The organism is Acidimicrobiales bacterium (assembly GCA_035540975.1).
Classification (GTDB): domain Bacteria; phylum Actinomycetota; class Acidimicrobiia; order Acidimicrobiales.
Genome location: DATLFN010000059.1, coordinates 1 through 22,288, shown reverse-complemented (window position 1 = coordinate 22,288; position 22,288 = coordinate 1). Strand labels below are relative to the sequence as shown.

Below are 22,288 nucleotides of genomic sequence, written 5' to 3'. Positions count from 1 at the left end.
ACGGCCAACGCGTCGGTCAAGGCCGGCGGCGACATCGTCAAGGCCGTCGACACCCAGATCACCACCGCCCGCGGCGTGGTGGCGACCCAGGGCGACGCCGTGCTGTCGGCGCTGACCCAGGTGCGCACCAACCTGCCCGCCGCCATCACGGCGTCGGTGAGCGGCGGCGGCGAGACCACCGTCTCCCCGGCCGTCCCCTCGACCAGCACCGGCGTGTCGGCGAGCGGCTCGGCGAGCGGCTCGCTGAACGGCTCGGCGTCGACCACGCCGGCGTCGGCCAACCTGGTGGGCTCGGCGACGGGCTCGGTCAGCGCCCTGCTGGGCGGCAAGTAGCACCCCCCGCAGCTCCACCGACGGCGGCCCCCAGGGGCCGCCGTCGGCGCGCGTGGCGACTCACGCTCATTTGCGGCCATGCCTCGCCGGTGAGTCTGCGATAGAGGCTCGGCGGCGCTGAGCATTGGGGGCCCGGGCGGCGCTCGCGCTGGGACCGGTCCCTCGAGGTGGCCCAATTCACGCGGTGCAGCGGGTGAGGACCGCTGGCTAGGCCATCCTCGCTCGAGCGGTCGGCGCACGCACCGAAATAATCGACCGTGACGTACCGAAATAGTCTAAGATCCTTGAGCACTACGTTTCGCCCTTCGTCCCGGTGGGCACCGCAGGAGCACAAAGGTCCTGTGCCGCAGACCCCGGCACCTCCCCTAACGGATTAGCGACAATGGAGGAGGCGGGTAATGGTCGGCTGTGCGGCGATCAGGCGGGCCCTGAGTGGCTCCTCTACGCCGGAGACTCGTCGATGACGCCGGGGGCGAGGACAGCACAGGACGTGGATGCGGCGGCCGCAGGCGGTGTCGGCCTCGACTCGGCGTCGAGGCCCTTCCTCGTCCACTTCCTCTACGCCGTGGTTGCGGTCTCGGGGCTGGCCCTGGCGCTGGAGGTGGGTGACGGGACCACAGCGGCCAAGACCTTGAGCGACCTGTCCTTCCTCGTCGCCCCCGGTGTCGCCGGCTGGGCGTGCCTGCGGCGTGCCCGCAGCCAAGCCGACGACGAGGCGTCGTGGCGGTGGATGGGGGGATCGTGCCTGCTGTGGGCGGCGGGCGGCGCGGTGTGGGCCTTCGACGGCGTGACCCGCGACCATGATTACCCCTTCCCGTCCCTGGCCGACGTCGGCTTCCTCGGCTACGCCGTGCCCGCCGCCATCGGGCTGGTGGGCCTGCGCAGCCCGGCGCTGCCGGGGCGCTTTCGGCTGGCAGGGACCCTCGACGCCGCCGTCATCGCCGCCGCCGTCCTGTTCGTCAGTTGGGCCACCGTGCTCGGCGACCTGTACGCAGCCCCGGTGGACAGCCGGCTCGAACGCGTCGTCGGTCTGGCCTACCCCGTGGTCGACGTGGCGATGGTGTCGCTGGTTCTGGTTCTCGGCATGCGCAGGCCGGCCGGCTGCCGCCTGCCGTGGCTGGTGCTCGGCGCCGGGTTCGCCACCTTGGCCGTCAGCGACAGCCTCTACGTCGAGCGGGTCCTCTCGGGCGGCTACCAAGGGGGCCACCTGTTCGACGTGGCCTGGAGCATCGCCTTCGCCCTGGTGGCCCTGGCCGCCACCGCACCGGGACGGCCGGCGCCGCCAGGCGAGGGCCGCCTCACGCTCACCCAGGAGCTGCTGCCCTATCTCCCGGTCCTCGCCGCCCTGGCCGTCGGCGCCACCCTGCCGGTGTCGCTGTCGGACCGCCCCTTCCTGTTCTGGAACGGGCTCATCCTCCTCGCCCTCCTCGCCGTGCGCCAGGTGGTCGTCGTCTCCAGGAAGATCGCCCTGGCCGACGATATGGAGCGGCGGGTCGCCGAGCGTACGGCCGAACTCGTCGGCGAGCGCGAGTTCCTCGCCGCCGTGCTGGAGAGCCTGGAGGAGGGGGTGGTGGCCTGCGACGGCGACGGCGTGCTCACGGTGTTCAACGACGCCACCCGCCGCCTGCACGGGCTGCCGGCGGAGCCGATCCCGGCCGAGGAATGGGCGCGGCACTACAGCCTGCGCCAGGCCGACGGGGTGACGCCGCTCACCACCGAGCAGATCCCCCTCCTGCGGGCGCTCGCGGGCGAGCTCGTGCACGACGAGGAGCTGGTGATCGCCCCCGAGGGCGGCCGCCACCGCCTCGTGCGCTGCACCGGGCGCGCCATCGCCGGGCCCGACGGGGCCCAGCTGGGAGCGGTGGTGGCCATGCACGACATCACCGACCGCCGCCGGGCCCAGCTCGACCTGGAGCACCAGGCCTTCCACGACGCCCTCACCGGCCTGGGCAACCGGGCCCGCTTCGACGCCGGCGTCACCGCCATGCTCCTGCACGCCCAGGCCGAGCGCAGGCCCCTGGCGGTCGTGCTGGCCGACCTCGACGACTTCAAGCGGGTCAACGACAGCCTCGGTCACGAGGCCGGCGACCTCCTCCTGGTCGAGGTGAGCAGGCGCCTGCGAGGGTGTGTGCGCGACGGCGACCTGTCCGTGCGCCTCGGCGGCGACGAGTTCGTCTTCGTGCTGCAGAGCTCGACCTCGGCCGACGCGGTGGCGGTGGCGGGGCGGATGCTGGCTGCCCTCGCCCGCCCGTTGGCGGTCGAGGGCACCGAGGTGCTCGTCGACGCCAGCATCGGCATCGTCGGCGACAGCCACGGCAGTGATGCCAAGGAGCTGCTCCGCGGCGCCGACCTGGCCATGTACGAGGCCAAGCACAAGGGCAGGGGCGGCTACGTGGTGTTCGACCCCGCCATGCAGGTCCTGGCCGACGAACGCCTGGCCCTGGAGAGCGAGATGCGGTCCGGCCTGCGGGACGGGGACTTCCGACTCGTCTACCAGCCGGTGGTGAGCCTCTCCACGGGCGTCCTGACGGCCGTCGAGGCGCTCCTGCGTTGGGACCGGCCCGGGCGGCCGCCGATGTCGCCGGTCGAGTTCGTCCCGGTGGCCGAGCGCACGGGCCTGATCGTCCCCCTGGGCGAATGGGTGCTCGCCGAGGCGTGCGGGCAGCTCGTTTGCTGGGACGCATCCACGCCCGAGCACCCCGCATTGTCGGTGGCCGTCAACGTCTCGCTGTACCAGCTCGACCGCCCGGGCTTCACCGACAGCGTCAGGTCGGTCCTGGCCTCGACCGGGCTCGACCCGGGCCGGCTCGTGCTGGAGATCACCGAGAGCGCCCTGCGCGACGACGAGCCCACCGCCGCTCTCCTGGGTGAGCTGCACGGCATCGGCGTGAAGCTGTCCATCGACGACTTCGGCACGGGGTACTCCTCGCTGGCCCGGCTGCGCACGTCGTCGGTGGACTGCGTCATGCTCGACCGCAGCTTCGTGGCCGAGATCGACGGCGACAGCGCCGAGGTGCCTCTCGTGGTTGCCATGGTGGTCATGGCCCATGGACTGGGCCTGCGCACCGTCGCCGAGGGCATCGAGACGGCGGAGCAGTTCAACTACCTCCTGGGCCTCGGCTGCGACGAGGGCCAGGGCTATCTGATGAGCCGACCGGTGACGCCGTGCGCCATCGCCGAGATGCTCGGTACGACCGCGCCGGAACGGAATGCCGCCTCCCCCGGCTGGGCCATCGCGGGCCGGACCGCAGGTAGTCCCGGTGGATGAGGCCCCCGAGCAGCTGTTGGACCGGCTCCGGCGGCCGGTCCACGTGCCGAAGCTTCGCCAAGGGCGCAAGCCCGCAAGACCGGTCAAGTTCAGACACCGGAGTGACGACAATGCGCGGTACCACCTGCCCAGACCCTGCCGGCCCATCGAGCACCTCGCCCCAAAGGAGTTCAGCCATGGTCCACGTCACTGCGCCCGGGCCGGCGCTCCCGTCCGGCCCCGAAGGCCCGGCCGCTCCGCTCCTGCTGGCTGAGGACAACCCGGTCAACGCGAAGGTGGCGGTGGCCATGCTCGAAAACGCCGGGTACCGGGTGGTCACCGTGGTGAACGGCGTCGAGGCCGTGGCGGCGGTGGCCGGAGGGCGCTATGCCGCCGTCCTCATGGATTGCCAGATGCCGACGATGGACGGCTACGAAGCGACGGAGCGCATCCGGGCTGGCGAGCGCAGTGGCCTTCACACGCCGATCATCGCCATGACCGCCGGGAACGGGTCGGAGGACCGGCGACGCTGCTTCAGCGTCGGTATGGACGACTACCTCGCCAAGCCGGTCCAAAGGGAGCATCTTCTGTCGACGTTGTCCCGTTGGACCGGGCCGCGGGACGGCGGGACGCAAGGCTGCCTGGTCATGCCGCTCCCCACCTCCGGGGAGGTTCTCGACGCGGACACCATGGCCGATCTGCGGTCGCTCGGCAGCGAGCCCGGCAGCGCGGGCCTGCTGGAGGAGCTGTTCCAGCTCTTCTTCACCGAGATGACCAGGCGCATCGCGGATCTCCATGAGGCGCTGCGTCGGGCGGACAGCCACTCGGTGGCCTCTGCGGCCCACCTCCTCAAGGGGAGCGCGGCCGAAATCGGGGCCCGCCGCCTGGCGATCGTCTGCTCGGACCTGGTGACGATGGGCGTTGCCGGGCGGCTCGAAGGAGCTGAGACGGTGCTGGTGGAACTGAAAGAGGAGTACGACCTGGTCCGCGCTGCCCTCCGCGCCCAGAATCACGTCGAGAACTCCGACATCGCCGCGGCCCGGGAGCCTCACCGTGCCCACTCACTTTCGGGGGCCCACGAGACGGTCGCCACAGATCTGTGGGCTCTGGCCCGATCGACGCGGGGCTGAGGAGGACCCCCCACGAAGGGTCCGCTGCTCGCCACCGGCGACCGCGGCGTGCGGAGTAGATGCTGGTTCTCCTCCACGATGGATCCCCTGGCAGGGGGCACCGCCGCGGTTCGGCATGTTGGCTCGGCGTTGCTCCTGGACCTTGTAGCGTCGTCACACGAAGCTCCCGCTGACGTCGTCGCTATTGCGTGTCGCCCGGTAGTCGGCGCTTCGGTCCGAGTTGTCTCCAACGGCCAGGGATTCTCAAATATGCCCTTTTTCGTCGCAACCACCGCCAACCGCACTCGTCAGCGTTCCGCGCTCGCCTCCTTCGTCGCCGTGGCCCTGGTGGCGGGAGTGGTTCTCCCCTTGGTGGTCCCCTCTCAGGCGTTGGCCGCCCACGGGACGCTGTCGATCAGCGACGCGTCGCGACCGGAGGGGAACAGCGGGAGCACCGCTGCGACCTTCACCGTGACCCTCTCGGCGGTGGAGACCACCCTCGTCGCCGTGGACTACTCGACGGCGAACGGCACGGCCACCGCCGGCGCGGACTACACGGCGACCAGCGGCACGGTCACCTTCTCTCCGGGCGAGACGTCCAAGACGGTGAGGGTCCAGGTGACCGGGGACACCCTCGACGAGCCCGACGAGACCTTCACCGTCGACCTGGTGAACGCCACCAACGCCACCGTCGCCGACGCCCAAGGCGTCGGCACCATCGTCGACGACGACGACCCGCCGCGGCTGTCCATCGACAACGGCATCCCCAACCCCGCGACCGAATCGGCCACTGGCCCGGTCGCCATCACGTTCACGGCCACCCTGTCGGCTCCCAGCGGGCGGACGGTCACGGCGGCCTACGCCACTGCAGACGACACGGCCAGCGCGGGTACCGACTACACCGCCACCAGCGGCACGCTCACCTTCACCCCGGGCCAGACGAGCGCGACGGTCACCGTCGCCGTGCTCGACGACGCCACCGACGAGAACAACGAGACGTTCTTCGTGAACCTCTCGGCACCGGTCAACGCCACGATCTCGGACGCCCGGGGCGTGGGCACCATCGTCGACGACGACGGGCCTCCTGCCCTGTCGATCGGCGACGCGACCGTGAGCGAAGGGAACGCGGGGACCACGAACGCCGTGTTCACGGTGACGCTCGCCCCGGCCAGCGCCAAGCCGGTCACCGTCGGGTACTCGACGGCCAACGGTACGGCGACGGCCGGCAGTGACTACACCGCCACGTCGGGCACGCTGACCTTCGCTCCGGGAACGACGACGGCGACGATCAGCGTGCCCGTGCTGGGCGACACCGCCGACGAGCCCGACGAGGTCTTCCGCGTCAATCTCGCCGCCACCGCGACCAACGCCGTGGTGGCCGACGGCCAAGGGTTGGGCACCATCACCGACGACGACGCCGGATCGGTGCTGGCGATCACCGACCGGAGCGCCGTCGAGGGCTCCGCCGGCGTCACCGCCTTCACGTTCACCGTCTCGCTCACGCCCGCCAGCGCCCAGACGGTGACCGTGGCCTACGCCACGGCGGACGGTACCGCCGTCGCCCCCGCCGACTACGTGCCCACGAGCGGCGTGCTCACCTTCACCGCTGGACAGACCTCCAGGACGGTCACCGTCGATGTCGTCGGTGACCTCGCGGCCGAGCCGAACGAGAGCTTCTTCGTGGATCTCTCCGTACCCGTCAACGCCACCATCGGCGACGACCGGGGTGAAGGGACGATCGTCAACGACGACGGTCCCCCGTCGAGCCTGTCGATCGGCGACACGACCGTGACCGAAGGCAACACGGGCACGGTCAACGCATCGTTCACCGTCACCCTCTCCCCCTCCGCCACCCAGACCGTCACCGTCGGTTATTCGACGTCGAACGGGACTGCCGTCGCCCCGGCCGACTACGTGGCGGGAGCGGGCACCCTGGTCTTCGCGGCGGGCGACGCCACCAAGGTCGTGACCGTGGCCGTCAACGGCGACGTCCTCGACGAGGACGACGAGACGTTCTTCGTGAACCTCGTCGCGCCCGTCAACGCCTCCATCGGCGACGGCCAGGGGCAGGCGACGGTGACCGACGACGACGCCCCGCCGTCGCTGTCGATCAGCGACGCCGCCGTCGTGGAGGGCGACCTGTTCACCACCAACGCCACCGTCACCGTCACCCTGTCGGCGGCCAGCGGGCGCACCGTCACCGTCGCCTACGCCACGGCCGACGTCACGGCCACGGCCGGGAGCGACTACACGGCGACCTCGGGGACGCTCACCTTCGTCGCCGGGGAGACCACCAAGAGCGTCTCCGCGGCCGTGGTCGGCGACTCGGTGGACGAGGCCGACGAGACGTTCACGGTCGACCTGTCCGGGGCGGTCAATGCCAGCGTCGCCGACGCCCAGGGCCAGGTCACCATCACCGACGACGACGCACCTCCGTCCATCACGGTGAACGACGCCTCCCTCGCCGAGGGCGACGCCGGGGTGACGACCGCCCCCTTCACCGTCACCCTCTCGACCGCCAGCGCCCGCACGGTGACCGTCGCCTACGCGACTGCCGCCGGTACGGCAACGGCCGGCAGCGATTACACGACGACCTCGGGGACCCTCACCTTCTCCCCCGGGGAGACGAGCAAAGAGGTCGGCGTGGCCGTCGTCGGCGACGTCACCGACGAGCCCAACGAGACCTTCACCCTCGACCTGTCGTCACCCTCCAACGCCACCATCGCCGACGCCCAGGGCGTCGGCACGATCCTCGACGACGACGGCCCGCCCACGCTGTCGATCGACGACGTGACGGTGACGGAGCCGGACGCGGCGACGACCACGGCGGTGTTCACGGTGCGGCTGCTGCCCGCCGCCGTGGCGACCGTCACGGTCGCCTACGCCACCGCCGACGGCTCGGCCACGGCGGGAAGCGACTACACGTCGACCGGTGGGACACTCAGCTTCGCCGCTGGTGAGACGGAGAAGACGGTCAGCGTGCCGGTGGTCGGTGACACCATCGACGAGGCGCAGGAGACCTTCCAGGTCAACCTCTCGGCGCCTTCCAGCGCCACGATCGCCGATGGGCAGGGGATCGGCACCATCGTCGACAACGACGCTCCCTCGATGACCATCGCCGACGTCACCGTTGCCGAGGGCAACGCCGGCACCACGACGGCCACCTTCACCGTCACCCTGTCGGCGGCCAGCACTCAGACCGTCACGGTCGACTACGCCACCGCTGACGACACGGCCAACGCCGGCAGCGACTACCAGGCAGCCACCGGCACTCTCGTGCTCTCCCCGGGCGCGACGACCGGCACCATCAGTGTCGCCGTCAACGGCGACACGTCGAACGAGCCGGACGAGCGGTTCAGCGTCAACCTGTCAGCGGCCGGCAACGCCGTCATCGCCGACAACCAGGCGTTCGCCACCATCACCAACGACGACGGCACGCTGTCGATCGGCGACGTCACCGTCACAGAGGGCAACTCGGGCACGGCGAACGCCGTGTTCACCGTCACCCGGACCGGCACGACCTCCCAGGCCGTCACCGTCGCCTTCGCCACCTCCGACGGGTCCGCACGGGCGCCGGGTGACTACACGGCAACGACGGGCACCGTGAGCTTCGCCGCCTCGGAGTCGACGAAGACGATCACCGTCGCGGTGGCCGGCGACACCCTCGACGAGGACGACGAGACCTTCACCGTCACCTTGTCGGGCGCCACCAACGCCACCATCGGCGACGCAGCCGCGGTTGCGACCATCACCGACGACGACGCTTCGCCCACGATCTCGATCAACGACGTGTCGGTCCAGGAAGGGGCCAGCGGTTCGACCAACGCCACCTTCGCGGTGGTCCTGTCGAGCGTCAGCGGCAGGGCCGTCAGCGTCGGCTACGCCACAGCGAACGGCTCGGCCACCGCCCCGGCGGACTACACGGCGACCAACGGCACACTCAGCATCCCCGCCGGCCAGGCCAGCGGCTCGATCACGGTGCCGGTCCGGGGCGACCTCCTCGTCGAAGGCAACGAGACGTTCAACGTCGACCTCTCCAACCCGGTCAACGCCACGGTCGCCCGTGCCCGGGGGACCGGCACCATTGTGGACGACGACCAGGCACCGATTGCGCCGGCGAGAACGGGCTACTGGCTGGTGGCCTCCGATGGCGGCATCTTCGCCTTCGGCGACGCCAGGTTCTTCGGATCGACCGGGGCTATAACGCTCAACCGGCCGATCGTCGGCTCGGCGGCCACGCCCAGCGGCAACGGCTACTGGCTGGTGGCGTCCGACGGCGGCATCTTCGCCTTCGGCGACGCCGTCTTCCGCGGCTCCACCGGGGCCATCGCCCTCAACCGGCCGATCGTGGGCATGGCAGCGCTTCGCCGGTAGCGTCCGGTCTCAGCGGATCTGCAGGCTCCGGGCCGAGGTGCGCGCTCGGGCCGCGCTGGCCGCCGCGCTCGAGGCGAGCGCCGAGGGTGCCGGCCGTCGTCGTGGCCGAGACCTTCCGGGGCGGACCCACGGATGCGCCCGTCAACCGGCTGCTGAAGGCGGTCGGCCGGGTCGACGTGGCCGACGAGGCGATCGGGCGCACCACCGGGGCAGCTGCTCGGGAGCGCCGCTTCGGCGGCGACCGTCGATGCGTCGTGGTCGCAACGGCCATCGAGGGGGGCGGTGCCGTCATCCTCACGGGCGACGCCGGTCACCTCGGCACCCTCGCTGCCGGCGACCCGCAGGTGATCATCGAACGGTTGTGATCGTCAGCTGGCCCCGGACGGGAAGGTCCATGAGCGGACTCCCCGCAGAGTCCGACTGCCTTGCGGCCTTGGCCGCCGTAGCCGTTGGTGGACCGACCACCGCACCGTCGCCGTCGGCATGCTCGGGGATCCTCGTCGGGCGGGCGTCGGGCGCCTCACCTAGACTGGCCGACCGTGGACGACGCCATGAGCCTCGAGATCCAGTTCTTCTTCTACCTGGCGGCGGTCATCTGCTTCGTGCTGGCGGCTCTCGGCAGCCGCGTTCGCGCCCAGGTGGCGTTCGTCCCGCTCGGGCTGGCCCTTTTCGTGTTCCCCGTGATGTGGAACACCGGGGCACTCGCCTTTTGAGGTCGGACGTCGGCTGAGCACACCGCAGCGCCGGTCGTGCGAATGGAGGTGGCGCAGCGGACGCCTCACCGCGCCTGTGGACCACCCGGCCGCACCGGCCGCCCGCCGCGCCCGGCTGGTTAGCGTCCGGGTATGGACGACTACCTCCCGGACATCTACCGCTCGGTGCGCGACCGCTACCCGGAGGTGGTGACCGCCCTGGGCACGGTGGCCCGGGCGGCGGAGGACGCCGGGCCCCTCGACGAGCGCACCCGGCGGCTGGTGAAGCTGGCCGCGTCGGTGGGCGCCCAGGCGCAGGGCGCCGTGCGGTCCAACGCCCGCAAGGCGCTCGACGCGGGCGCCTCCGAGGACGAGGTGCGCCAGGTCGCCGTCCTGTGCGTCACCACCTGCGGCTTCCCTGCCGTGGTGGCCGCCATGGCGTGGATCGACGACGTCGTCGCCGGGCGCTGACGCCCGAATCCTCCTACGGCCGCCGGGCCGCTATCGTCCCCATCGTCCAGACGAAAGGGGACGCTGTGCCACGCCGCTGATCCGCTTCCTCCCCCCGCCCGGTCGGGCGGGCACGGTCGCGGTCGACGCGGCGGGCGAGCCGGTGAACGGCTGACCCCCCCCGCTCCTTCCGCGACGCCCACCTCGTGTGCTCGTGAAAGGAGCCCCGTTGTCCACCCCTCTCGACGCGCTCCAGCGTGTCGTCGACGACGTCGTCGCCCCCTCGGCGGCCGACGCCGACCGCCATTCCACCTATCCACGCGCCGCCCTGGACGCCCTCGCCGATGCGGGCATCCTCGGGCTGGTGAGCTCTCCCGACGTCGGTGGCGCCGGCGCCGGCATGGACGCCGCCGCCCAGGTCGTCGAGCGTCTGGCCGGCGCGTGCGGTTCCACGGCCATGGTCGTGCTCATGCACTACGCCGCCGTGCCCGTGATCGAGGCATTCGGCCCCAAGGACGTGCGCGAGGCCATCGCTGCGGGCCGGCACGTCACCACCCTGGCGTTCTCGGAGACCGGCTCGCGCAGCCACTTCTGGGCGCCCATGAGCACCGCCGTGGAGCAGGACGGCGGCGTGCGGCTCGACGCGGCCAAGAGCTGGGTGACCTCCGCCGGCGAGGCGGACAGCTACGTCTGGTCGAGCCGGCCGCTGGCCGCCGAAGGGCCGATGACCCTGTGGCTCGTCCCCTCCGACGCCCCCGGCCTCAGCGTGGCCGGGCCGTTCGACGGGCTCGGCCTGCGGGCCAACCGGTCGACGCCGGTGACGGCCGACGGCGTCGTCGTGCCGCTGGACGCCATGCTGGGCGGCGACGGGCGGGGGCTCGACGTGGCGCTCACCCGGACGCTGCCGTGGTTCCTCGTGCTCAACGCGGCCTTCTCCCTCGGCCTCATGGAGGCCGTCACGGCGGAGGCCGTCGCCCACCTCACCTCGACCCGCCTCGACCACCTGAACCGGTCCCTGTCGGAGCAGCCCGTCGTGCGCCTCGACCTGGCCCGCATCAGGGTGGAGACCGACCGCACGCGGGCCTTCCTCGACGACACCCTCGCCGCCCTCGCATCCGGCCGGGCGGACGCCATGCTCCGGGTGCTCGAGGTGAAGGCGGCGGCCGCGGAGTCCGCCATCGACGTGACCGACCGGGCCATGAAGATCTGCGGCGGCGCCGCCTTCCGCAAGGAGCTGGGCATCGAGCGCCGCTTCCGCGACGCCCGCGCCGCCCGGGTGATGGCGCCGACCACCGACGCCCTCCTCGACTTCGTGGGCCGCGCCATCTGCGGGATGCCCCTCGTCGACGAGGTGCCGGCATGACGGGCCCGGGAGGCCGGTCCATCGGCAACTCGCTGGGGCGCCATCACGAAGGGATGGTGCGCACATGACCGCCGGCGGTTCGTTCGTGATGGGGGCCGTCGCCTACGACGCCAAGGTCGTCACCATCTGGGACGGCTTCCGGGCCTGGTTCCGCGGCCACGACCTCGACTTCGACTACGTCCTGTACTCCAACTACGAGCGCCAGGTCGACGACCTCGTGGCGGGCCGGATCGCGGCAGCCTGGAACTCGCCTCTGGCCTGGGTCCGTGCCCGCCGGGCGGCCGTGGCGGCCGGGCGCGACGTCCGCGCCCTGGTCATGCGCGACACCGATCAGGACCTCACCTCGGTGGTCGTGGTCCGGGCCGACTCCGACGTCGCCGCCCCGGCCGACCTGAAGGGGCGGACCGTGGCGACGGGCGCGGTCGACTCGCCTCAGGCGACGCTGCTGCCGCTGGCCCACCTGCGGTCCCTCGGCCTGGACACGGGCGACGTGGAGGTGCGCCGGTACGACGTCGGCGTGGGCCTCCACGGGGACCACGTGGGCGGCGAGCGGGACGCGGCCAGGGCGCTCGCCGCCGGCGAGGTGGACGCCGCCTGCATGATCGACGGCAACCACCTGGTGTTCACCCGTGAGGGCACGCTGGCGCCGGGCGCCTCCCGGGTGCTGGCCCAGACGGAGCCCTACGACCACTGCAACATGACGGTGACCGACGCGGCACCGGCCGAGGTCGTCGAGCGCTTCGGCGACCTGCTGCTGTCGATGTCGTACGCCGATCCCCTGGTGCGGCCCCTGCTGGACCTCGAGGGCCTCACCGCCTGGCGGCCCGGGCGAACGTCGGGGTACGCGGCGCTGGAGGCGGCCGTCGACGAGACGCGGTTCTACGACGATCACGGAGAGGTGATTGCAGCCGACTATCGACCTTGAGGGCCTGGGGTTCGACGCCGGCGCCCACCTCCTCGTGCGGCGGGCGCTGGCCGCCCTCCGGCCCGGCGACCGCCTGGCCGTGCGGGGGCGGGCGCCGCAGCTGGCCGTCCACCTGCCGGCGTGGTGCCGGGCGCACGGCCACCGCGTCGAGCGGCCGTCGGGGGCCGACCAGCGGGACGGCGTCGTGGGCACCGTGGTGGTCGGCCCGGCCGAGCGCCAGCGCTGGGCGGGCGCCGAGCGGGCGGGCCGGCCCGCGACGGGCGACGTGGTGGCCCGGCCGTCACCGGGATGGGGCCTGGCCGCGCGCGGCGCCCTCGTGGAGCCGGGCGGCGTCGAGCCGATGTTCGACCTCGACGACCGCGAGCTGGTGTGGTCGGACCTGGCGCCCCGGCTCTACGCCCAGGCGGCCGCCTCGCAGTGGGACCCGGCGACGGCCGTCGACTGGGCGGCGCCGCGGGGCCTGGCGCCCGAGGTGGAAGCGGCCGTCGTCCAGGTCATGACGTACCTGGTCGAGAACGAGCAGGCGGCCCTGGTGGTGCCCGCCCGGTTCCTCGGCCGCATCCACCCCCACTTCCGCGAGGTCGTGCAGCTGCTCGCCGTCCAGGTCGCCGACGAGGCCCGCCACATCGAGGTCTTCACCCGCCGGGCGCTGCTGGACGGCGGCGAGCTGGGGACTTCGGGCGCCGGGGGGCGGGCCTCGCTGCAGACCCTCGTCGCCGAGCCGGATTTCGCCCTCGCCTCCTTCCTCCTCTCGGTGCTGGGTGAGGGGAGCTTCTTGAACCTGCTGTCGTTCCTGGAGCGCCACGCCCCCGACCCTGTCACCCGCCAGGTCTCCCGGCTGGCGCTGCAGGACGAGGCCCGCCACGTGGCGTTCGGGCTCGGCCACCTCGAGCACACGGCCACCGCCGATCCCGGCCTGAGGGCCCGCCTGCGGGCCGCCGTGGAGCGCCGCCACGACGCCCTGGTGGACACGTCGGGGCTCAACGAGGAGGTGTTCGACTCCCTCGTCGTGCTGGCCGCCGGGTCGTGGGAGCCGGGCGCCATCGCCGCCGGCTACCAGCGCGTGCAGGCGCTCCAGGCCGACATGGACGAGGGCCGCCAGCGCCGGCTGGTGCGCCTCGGCTTCCCACCCGGTGACGCGGCGGCCCTGTCGGCCCTGCACACCAGGAACTTCATGTGACGCTCAGCGCCGGCAGGCGGCCGCCACCTCGGAGGAGAACGAGAACCCCTGGCCCAGGGCGGCGCCGAACTCGCCGGCCAGCCGGGGGTGGCGGGTGACGGTCCAGTCCACCCGGCCGCCCACCTCCTGCTCCTGCTTGTCCCACTCGAACCAGTTGACCATCGCCAGGCGGGGCACCCGCTCGCGTGCGGCCGGGTCGAGGACCTGGCCCCACCACCGCCGCTTGGTCTCCGCCGCGTCGGCGCCACCCCGGCCCGGGGCGTGGAACGCCGCCGTCTCGGTGACGGCGAGCGGCTTGTCGCGCCCCACCGACCACACGGCCGAGAAGTCGGGCAGGGCGGTGTCGTCGCCGCCCGCGCCGTCGTACTCGCCGGTCAGCTGGGCGACGAACTTGCCCGGCTCGGGCAGCTCGTTCTCGCCCCACGGGTAGGCGCTGCCCCAGTGGTACAGCGACATGCCGACCCAGTCGACGGCGTCGTCGCCGGGGTAGTACGGGCCGTACGGGTCGTCGGTCATCGACAGGCTCCCGTCGCCGTCGGTGTCGAGGGTCGCGAACGCGGCCGTGCCCGGCTCCGCTGCGTGCGCCCCGCCGGCGAAGGGATAGCCACCGCCGTAGTTCGGCGCCCACACGGTGGCGGAGGCAGGGGCGAGGCGGTGGACGGCGTCGGCCACCGTGCGGAACGCCCGCACGAACTCGGCCGGCTGCTGCGACCACGGGTACCACGACCCGTTCATCTCGTGGGCGAAGCGGACGAAGACCGGCACGCCGCGCCGGTTGTAACCGGCCAGTCGCTCGCCCAGTGCGGCCGCCACCGCAGGGGTGACGGCCTCCAGACCTCCGCGGGGCTCGAGCGTCAGCAGGGCCATGCCGCCGACGTCGGCGACCTGGTCGATCACGGCGTCGAGCCGCTCGCCGGGGGCGTCGTCGAGCGGGAAGGCGGCGAACTCCACGAAGACGGCCGGAGTGCGGCCGAGGCGGCCGGCGTACGACGCCGGGCTGTCGTTCTCCCAGTCGAGGTTGACGCCGAACCAGGCGCCGGCCGCCGGCTCCAGGGGCGCACCGCCGGTGACGGCGGCCGTGCAGGCCGACGCTGCTCCGCCGGGCGCCGCGCCGGACGCCGTCCGGGCCCCGGTGCCGGTCCCGGAGGACGACGAGCATCCGGCCAGCGCGGCGATGGCGAGGACGGTGGCGCCGACCTTCGACCGCGCCCGCCTCATCCGGCCAGCCCCGCTTCGCGGGCGACGGCCACGGGCAGCGGAGCGACGGGTGCCAGGGCGGCGCCGGCGGGCGGCGCGTCGGGCGGCGCCACCAGCCGCGGCACGTTGCGGGCGTTGAACAGGGCGAGGGCGAGCATGGCCTGCTCGGCGTCCTGGCCGGGCTCGAACTGGAGACCGACGAGCACGGACCCGTCGTCGAGCGGGCGAGCCGAGCGGGCCACCGTCCGCAGCCGCACGGGCAGGCCCTCGACGTCCAGCGCTCCGCCCCCGGGGTGGGCGGCGCCGGCCGGCGCCACCACCCGGGCGCCGGTGAGGGAGAGGTCCTGGACCCGGCAGGCGGTGCCGTCCAGTGAGCCGGCCACGTCCACGTCGAAGCGCACGCTGGCCCGGCGCTCGCCGGCGAAGCGTTCGGACCGGATCCGGGACACCGCCACGGCCAGCAGCAGGGTGTTGACGACGAGCCAGCCGGCGGCGCCGTAGGCGGCCCACCGGACCTCGTAGTCGATGGGGGTGAGCCCGGCCAGGGTGAGGACGAAGGCCACGCCGGCTCCGACGCCGGCGACGAGGAGGGCCCACAGGACGGCGGGGACCGGCACGCGCCGGCGGTCCTCGCCCACCCGGCCCTTGTGCGAGACCTGGAACGCCCGCTCCCTCCGGCGCAGCAGGGTGAGTGTCGCCCGCAGGTTGGCCGGCATGCGCACCAGCTCGAAGACCGAGGTCAGCAGCTGCGGGGCGCGGCCGCGCGAGAGCAGCAGGATGGCGATGCGCTGGAGGACGAAGCTGGCGCCGAAGGCGGCGGTGAACAGCCAGGGGTCGGCCTGGATGGGAACGGCTCCGGTGAGCAGGACGACGACGGGGACGATCAGGTACCCGAGCGACCGCCAGGCGTCGAACCAGCCGAGCAGCGTGGCGGCGTAGGCGAGGCGCTGCCGGAGGCGCAGGCCGCTGCACCACAGCGGGTTCTCGGCCCGCAGCACCTGCATCGCACCCGTCCCCCAGCGCAGCCGCTGGGCCGAGTACTGCGACGCGTCGCTGGCCGCCAACCCGCGGGCCAGCACCTCGTTGTGGTACACGGTGCGCCAACCGAGGCGATGGAAGCGGATGGTGGTGTGGATGTCCTCGGTGACCGTCTCGGTGGCCACCCCGCCCACCTGCCGCAGGGCGGCGGCTCGCACGACGGCGCCGGTGCCGCACCAGAAGGCGGCTCCCCAGCGGTTCTTCCCGGGCTGGAGCACCCGGTAGAACAGGGCCTGCTCGTTGTACCGGGCGGCGTCGTCCCGGCCCCGGAGGGTCTGGTGCTCGAACGAGTCGAGGTTGTAGAAGTCCTGGGGCGTCTGCACCACGGCGACGCGCGGGTCGTCGAAGTACCCGAGGGTGTGGGTGAGGAAGTCGGGCGTGGCGACGTGGTCGGCGTCGAGCACGGCGATCAGCTCGGCGTCGATCACGCCCAGGGCGTTGTTGAGGTTGCCCGCCTTGGCGTGGTCGTGCCCTTCGCGGGCGAGGTAGCGGGCGCCCAGCCGCTCCGCCAGCCGGCGCACCTCGGGCCGGTCCCCGTCGTCGAGGACCCATGTCTCGTGGACGGGCCGGAGGGCGACGGCGGCGGCCACGGTGGGGAGCAGCACCTCGACGGGCTCGTTGTACGTGGGGATCAGGACGGCGACGCGTTTGTCGGTGGTCACCCGCCTGCTCGCGGGCGGGCGGGCGTCGACGTCCCACAGGGAGAACGCGAACAGGCCGAGCCCGGCGACGGCGTGGGCCTCGAGCACCAGGAGCGGGACGGACACCCACCACACCCCGAGGTCGAGGGTCGATGTCGCCCGCCAGACCACATAGGCGGCGTTGACGAGGAGGGCGATCACCGCCACCGAGTGGATGAGGAGGGTGCGGCCGGCCGACTCGGGCGCCGGCTGCCCGCCACCGGGAAAGGCGACCAGCCCGGAGTCGGGCGCGTGAGCGGAGTTCGAGTGCACACGGTGGTATCGCCCTTCGGGAGTCCCGACGTAAGGGCTGTTTCGGCGGCCGTCCGGGCCCCGAAAGGGACAACGGGGCACCAAACGGGCAGAGGTTCACCGGCGACTTGACCCCGGGCCGGGGAGCGGTCGACCGGTGGCCGGCGAACGACGACTGGCGTCAGGAGTCGTCGACGCCGTAGAACAGGCGCTCGACCACCCGCCGGGCACGGCGGGTGACCCGGCGGTACTCCTCCCGGAGGGCCGCCGCGCTGGTGTCGAAGCTGCGGGCCAGCCTGGCCAGCTGGTCGGCCCGGGCGGGGAGGGCGTCGCCGGGGGCCCCCTTCACCAGGTACCACCGGTTCCGGACCTGCTCGCAGAACCGGTAGGCCTCGGCGAGGACGGCGGCGTGGTCACCGTCGACGGCGCCCGCCTCGGCCAGCCGCCGCAGGGCGCCCATGGTGCCGGGGGAGGCGACCCCGTGGCGCAGCTGGAGGAGCTGGGCCGTCCACTCCACGTCGGCGAGCGACCCCCGGCCCAGCTTGAGGTGGAACTGGGGGTCGTCGCCCGGCGGGATGCGCTCGCGCTCGACCCGCGCCTTCATGCGCCGGATCTGGCGGACGTGGTCGTCGGTGAGCGGCGATCCCCACAGCACGTCGTCGACCAGGGACAGGAAGCGGGCTCCCACGTCGGCGTCGCCGGCCACCACCCGGGCCCGCAGCAGGGCCTGGCGCTCCCACGTGAGCGCCCATCGCCGGTGATAGGTGCGGTACCCGTCCAGGCTGCGGGCCAGGGGGCCGTGGCGCCCCTCGGGCCGCAGGTCGGCGTCGATGTCGAAGATGCGCTCGGCCGGCGTGCCGCCCTCGACGAACCGGAGCAGCGCCTCGGCCGCCCGCTCGGCGGCCCCGAAGTCCTCCGGCGTCTCGCCGTCGTAGACGAACAACACGTCGAGGTCGCTGGCGTACGACAGCTCGGCGCCACCGAAGCGGCCCATGCCGATCACCGCCAGCGGCACGGCCGGGGCGATGGTGACGAGGGCGGCCTCCAGCACCGCCTCGGCCAGCGCGGTCAGCGCGTCCGACGTGCGCTCCACGTCCTCCAGGCCGAGCACGTCGCGGGCGGCGACGAGGGTCCGCTCGGCCCGGGCCAGCCGGTAGAGAGCGGTGCGGCGCTGGGCCGGTGCGTCCCGCCACGCCAGCGACGAGCGAGCCCGTTCCGACAGCTCGCGGCGGGAGCGGGCGGCGAGCGCCTCCCGGTCGCCCAGCGTGGCGATCAGCTCTGGGTGGTGCTCGAACCCGGTGAGGAGGATGCGGCTGGTGCCGAGCAGCAGGCACAGGCGCCGGGCCGCCTCGGGCGACTCGCGGAACGTCGCCACCAGCTGGGCGGCCCGGTGCCGGCCCGTCGCCAGCGTGCGCAGCCCGAGCAGGCCGAGGTCGGGGTCGGGGGACTCGGACAGCCAGCCCAGCAGAAGGGCGAGCATCTGGTTCATCAGGCGGGAGGAGCGGGTGAGACCGCGGGTGAGCTCGGTCAGCGCCTGGCGGGTGCGTTCGGCGTCGGCGAAGCCGAAGGCGGCCAGGCGGGTCTCCACCGCCGCGGCGGTCATGGGCGAGGCACCGGTGAACGCCTCCAGCAGGGGCCGGAAGTACAGGCGCTCGTGAATGGAGCGGACGGTCGCCTGGTGGCGGCGCAGGTCGGCGTCGAAGCGCGCCACCGCGGTGGCCTCGGCGTCGTCGCGCTCGCCGAGCACGCGCGCCAGGTGGGCGCGGGCGTCGCCGTCGGTCGGGACGGCGTGGACCTGCCGGCCCTCGACCAGTTGGAGCCGGTGCTCCACGGCGCGCAGGAACCGGTAGGCGTCGGTCAGGGCGTCGGCGTCGGCCGGGTCGACGTAGCCGGCATCGCCCAGCTCGGCCAGCGCCACGAGGGTGTTGGGCGAGCGCAGGGCCTCGTCGGCCCGGCCGTGCACCAGCTGGAGGAGCTGCACGGCGAACTCGACGTCGCGGATGCCGCCGCGGCCCCGCTTCACCTCGCGGTCGGCCAACCCCTTGCGGGCCACCAGCTCCTCGGTGCGCGCCTTCATGGCGCGGACCTCGCGCAGCTCCTCGGCTCCGAACGGGCGGCTCCACACCCGCTCCGACGCCGACCGCAGGAACCGCTCGCCCAGCTCTGGGTTCCCTGCCACCGCCCGGGCCTTGAGGAGCGCCTGGAACTCCCAGGTGCCGGCCCACCGGTCCCAGTACGCCTCGTAGGAGGCCAGCGTGCGCACGAGCGGCCCGCTGCGCCCCTCGGGCCGGAGGTCGGCGTCGACGCGGAAGCACGTGCGGGCGGCGTCCATCACGGAGCGGGCGTCGCCCTCGCCCACGAACATGACGTCGACGTCGCTGGCGTAGTTCAGCTCCCGCCCTCCCAGCTTCCCCATGCCGATGACGGCCACTCCGGCGGCCGCCGTTCCCGAAAGCCTCCACGACGCGGCCAGGACGTCGTCGGCCAGGGCGGCCAGGTTGCGGCCCACCTGCTCCAGCAGGTCGAGCCCGGTCAGGTCGCGCGCGGCGATGCGGAGGAGCTCGCGCTGCTTCCACGCCGCCAGCTCGTCCACCGTTCCGGGGGTCAGCGGGGGCCGGGTGTCGAGGTCCTCGACGACGTCGAGGGCGTTGGGGTCGGCGACGAGGAGGCGGGTCAGGAACCGGCTGGCGCCCGTGACGGCGACCAGCGTCGACAACAGCGCGGGATCGGCCTCCAACCGCTCGCGCAGGTCGGGCCGCGCCTCGCTGAGCGCGTCGAGGGCGATGGCCACCGCGACCGGCGCGGCGGAGCGCTCGACGGCCCGGTCAACGGCACGGTCGGCCACGAGACCGAGCGTAGGCTTGCGCCAGTGGGTCGCCTCCGAGTCGCCGCCTGCCAGGTCAACGTCGTCGTCGGCGACCTCGACGGCAACGTCGACTGCATCCTGGCCGCGCTCGAGAAGGCCGAGGCGGCCGGCGCCGACGTCGCCGTGTTCCCCGAGCTCGCCGTCACCGGGTACCCGCCCGAGGACCTGCTCCTCAAGCCCGGCTTCGTGGAGGACAACCTCGAGGCGCTGCACAAGCTGGCCGCCCGTACCGGCCGGTGCGCGGCCGTCGTGGGTTTCGTCGACCGCCGGCGCGACCTGTTCAACGCGGCCGCCGTGTGCGCCTTCGGCACCGTGCAGGGCACGTACCACAAGCGGGTGCTGCCGAACTACGCGGTGTTCGACGAGCAGCGCTACTTCAGCGCCGGCACCGAGCCTCTGCGCCTGTTCGAGATCGCCGGCGTCCCGTGCGGCATCTCCATCTGCGAGGACTCGTGGGCGCCGTCCGGGCCGATCGCCGAGCACGCCGCCGGCGGCGCCGAGCTCGTCCTCAACCTCAACGCGTCCCCCTTCTACCGCGGCCGGGTCGGCGAGCGCGAGCGGATGCTGGCCACGCGCGCGGCCGACGCGTCGTGCGCCCTCGTGTACGTCAACCAGGTGGGCGGGCAGGACGAGCTGGTGTTCGACGGCGCCTCGATGGTGCTGGACGCCGACGGCCGCATCGTCGCCTCCGCACCACAGTTCGAGCAGACGGTCCTCGTCGTCGACCTCGACGTCCACCCGGTGTTCCGCAAGCGCCTCATCGACCCGCGCGGCCGGGCCAGCGCCCCCGCCCTGGAGACGGTGGTGGTGACCGACGCGCCGGCTCCCCAGGAGCGGCGCATCGAGCCGTCGGTGGCGCCGCCGCTCGACCCGGTGGACGAGGTGCACCGGGCGCTGGTCACCGGCACACGCGACTACGTCCGCAAGAACGGCTTCACCGACGTGGTGATCGGCCTGTCGGGCGGCATCGACTCGTCCCTCGTGGCCGCCGTGGCCGTGGACGCCCTCGGCCCCGGGCACGTGCACGGCGTGTCCATGCCGTCGCGGTACTCGAGCGAGGGATCGAAGGGCGACGCCCGGCTGCTGGCCGACGCCCTCGGCATCGACCTGCGGGTGATCGCCATCGAGCCCGCCCACGCCGCCCTGCTCGACATGCTGGCCCCGTCGTTCGCCGGGCTCGACGAGGACATCACCGAGGAGAACCTCCAGTCCCGCATCCGGGGCACGGTGCTGATGGCCCTGTCCAACAAGCTCGGCTGGATGGTGCTCACCACCGGCAACAAGAGCGAGATGGCGGTGGGCTACTCAACGCTCTACGGCGACACCGCCGGGGGCTTCGCCGTCATCAAGGACGTGCCCAAGACGCTCGTGTACGCGCTGTGCCGGCGCGTCAACGAACGGGCGGGGCGGCAGGTGATCCCCGAGGCCGTCCTCACCAAGCCGCCGTCGGCCGAGCTGAAGGAGGGCCAGCGCGACGACGACTCGCTCCCGGCCTACGACGTGCTCGACCCCATCCTGGAGGCGTACGTCGAGCGCGACCTCACGGCCGGCGAGCTGGTCGAGGCCGGGTACGACGTCGACGTCGTCCGCCGGGTCGTCCGCCTGGTCGACGTGGCCGAGTACAAGCGCCGGCAGACGCCACCCGGGGTGCGGGTGACGCCCAAGGCCTTCGGCAAGGACCGCCGCGTCCCCATCACCAACCGCTACCGCGGTTGACGCCGGCGCCGGCGGCATCGCCGGTGGGCGGCGGCGTGCTGGGGGCCCACGCCGCCGTGCTCGCCGCCGCCCTGTTGTTCGGCACGACGTTCGTGGTCGTGCGCGACGCGGTGGCCGAGGTGGCCGTCGTCCCCTTCCTGGCCGTTCGCTTCCTCGTCGGCGCGGCCGTCCTGGCGCCGTTCGCCCTGGCGCCCGGCCGCGACCGCGATGCCGCCAGGGCAGGGGCGGTGGGGGCGCGCTCCGGTGTGGTCGGGGCGGGCGTGGTGTGCGGCCTCGTCCTTCTCGCCGGCTACCTGTTCCAGACGGCGGGCCTCCAGTACACGACGGCGCCCGTGTCGGCCTTCGTCACCTACCTCCTGGTGGTGATCGTCCCCGTGATCTCGTCGCTCGTGCTGCGCCGGCGCCCGGGTGGGGCGACGTCGGCAGGTGTCGTGGTCGCCGCCGCCGGGCTGGTGCTGCTCACCGGTGAGGGCGCCGGCGTCGGGCGGGGTGAGCTGCTCACCCTCGGGTGCGCCGTCGCCTTCGCCGTCCACATCGTGCTGCTGGCCGAGCTGGCGCCTCGCCACGACACCGTCCGCCTCACCGCCGTGCAACTGCTCGTCGTCGGCGCGCTGTGCGCGGTGCCCGGGCTGTTCCTCGGCGGCTACGCCTTCCCGGCCGAGGCGTGGCTGGCCGCCGCCTTCACCGGGGCGGCGGTGTCGGCCCTCGCCTTCTCGCTGCAGGTGTGGGGCCAGCGCCGCGTCGGGCCCACCCGGACCTCGCTGCTGCTCATGCTGGAGCCGGTGGCCGCCGCCGCCCTGGGGCACGTGACCGGCGAGCGGCTGGGCGCCCGGGGGGTGGCGGCGGCCACCGGCTCCAGCATGAGC

General features: G+C 73.3%; 15 protein-coding genes. 12 read left to right on the top strand and 3 right to left on the bottom strand.

Translation table 11 applies throughout. The annotated features are described in order from the left end of the window. The 10 genes from VM242_07400 to VM242_07355 all read left to right on the top strand — a co-directional run. A partial coding sequence (locus VM242_07400) for a hypothetical protein (protein HVM04979.1) occupies positions 1–333 on the top strand: 333 nt, incomplete at its 5' end. Between the two features lie 460 nt (positions 334–793). Beyond that, positions 794–3,601: an EAL domain-containing protein gene (locus VM242_07395; protein ID HVM04978.1), complete on the top strand. Its 2,808-nt coding sequence runs from the start codon at positions 794–796 to the stop codon at positions 3,599–3,601. A gap of 176 nt (positions 3,602–3,777) precedes the next feature. Then, complete coding sequence (locus VM242_07390) at positions 3,778–4,710, top strand: response regulator (protein HVM04977.1); 933 nt, start codon at positions 3,778–3,780, stop codon at positions 4,708–4,710. Between the two features lie 465 nt (positions 4,711–5,175). After that, positions 5,176–9,063 carry a Calx-beta domain-containing protein gene (locus VM242_07385; GenBank protein ID HVM04976.1) on the top strand — a complete coding sequence of 1,296 codons (3,888 nt, stop codon included), beginning with the start codon at positions 5,176–5,178 and terminating at the stop codon, positions 9,061–9,063. 86 nt (positions 9,064–9,149) lie between these two features. Beyond that, the gene (locus tag VM242_07380) at positions 9,150–9,428 is read left to right on the top strand and encodes a hypothetical protein (protein HVM04975.1); all 279 of its coding nucleotides are present in this window, start codon (positions 9,150–9,152) and stop codon (positions 9,426–9,428) included. Between the two features lie 174 nt (positions 9,429–9,602). Further along, positions 9,603–9,776 (top strand): hypothetical protein, encoded by a 174-nt coding sequence (locus VM242_07375; protein HVM04974.1) that lies wholly within the window; start codon positions 9,603–9,605, stop codon positions 9,774–9,776. A 132-nt stretch (positions 9,777–9,908) separates the two neighbouring features. Continuing rightward, positions 9,909–10,226 (top strand): carboxymuconolactone decarboxylase family protein, encoded by a 318-nt coding sequence (locus VM242_07370; GenBank protein ID HVM04973.1) that lies wholly within the window; start codon positions 9,909–9,911, stop codon positions 10,224–10,226. Between the two features lie 208 nt (positions 10,227–10,434). After that, on the top strand, positions 10,435–11,568 hold the full coding sequence (locus VM242_07365) for an acyl-CoA dehydrogenase family protein (protein ID HVM04972.1): 1,134 nt from the start codon (positions 10,435–10,437) through the stop codon (positions 11,566–11,568). A gap of 64 nt (positions 11,569–11,632) precedes the next feature. Then, entirely contained in the window at positions 11,633–12,493 is an 861-nt protein-coding gene (locus tag VM242_07360) for a PhnD/SsuA/transferrin family substrate-binding protein (protein ID HVM04971.1), read from the top strand. Beyond that, a complete protein-coding gene (locus VM242_07355) occupies positions 12,471–13,673 on the top strand; it encodes a hypothetical protein (GenBank protein HVM04970.1) in 1,203 nt (400 codons plus the stop codon). Before VM242_07360 ends, VM242_07355 begins: the two co-directional genes overlap by 23 nt. Positions 13,674–13,676: 3 nt before the next feature. Here the strand turns inward: VM242_07355 and VM242_07350 are convergent, their stop codons facing one another. The 3 genes from VM242_07350 to VM242_07340 all read right to left on the bottom strand — a co-directional run bounded on the left by VM242_07350 (position 13,677) and on the right by VM242_07340 (position 19,685). After that, the gene (locus VM242_07350; protein ID HVM04969.1) at positions 13,677–14,891 is read right to left on the bottom strand and encodes a hypothetical protein; all 1,215 of its coding nucleotides are present in this window, start codon (positions 14,889–14,891) and stop codon (positions 13,677–13,679) included. Continuing rightward, positions 14,888–16,861: a glycosyltransferase gene (locus tag VM242_07345; protein HVM04968.1), complete on the bottom strand. Its 1,974-nt coding sequence runs from the start codon at positions 16,859–16,861 to the stop codon at positions 14,888–14,890. The genes VM242_07350 and VM242_07345 overlap by 4 nt, the downstream gene beginning before the upstream one ends. Before the next feature lie 160 nt (positions 16,862–17,021). Continuing rightward, positions 17,022–19,685: a bifunctional [glutamine synthetase] adenylyltransferase/[glutamine synthetase]-adenylyl-L-tyrosine phosphorylase gene (locus VM242_07340; protein ID HVM04967.1), complete on the bottom strand. Its 2,664-nt coding sequence runs from the start codon at positions 19,683–19,685 to the stop codon at positions 17,022–17,024. 24 nt (positions 19,686–19,709) lie between these two features. Between VM242_07340 and VM242_07335 the strand changes: the two genes are divergently transcribed. Then, positions 19,710–21,422, top strand: a complete 1,713-nt coding sequence (locus tag VM242_07335; protein HVM04966.1) for an NAD+ synthase — start codon at positions 19,710–19,712, stop codon at positions 21,420–21,422. Then, positions 21,419–22,288: DMT family transporter (locus VM242_07330; GenBank protein HVM04965.1), on the top strand; the 870-nt coding region annotated here is incomplete at its 3' end. The genes VM242_07335 and VM242_07330, both read left to right, overlap by 4 nt.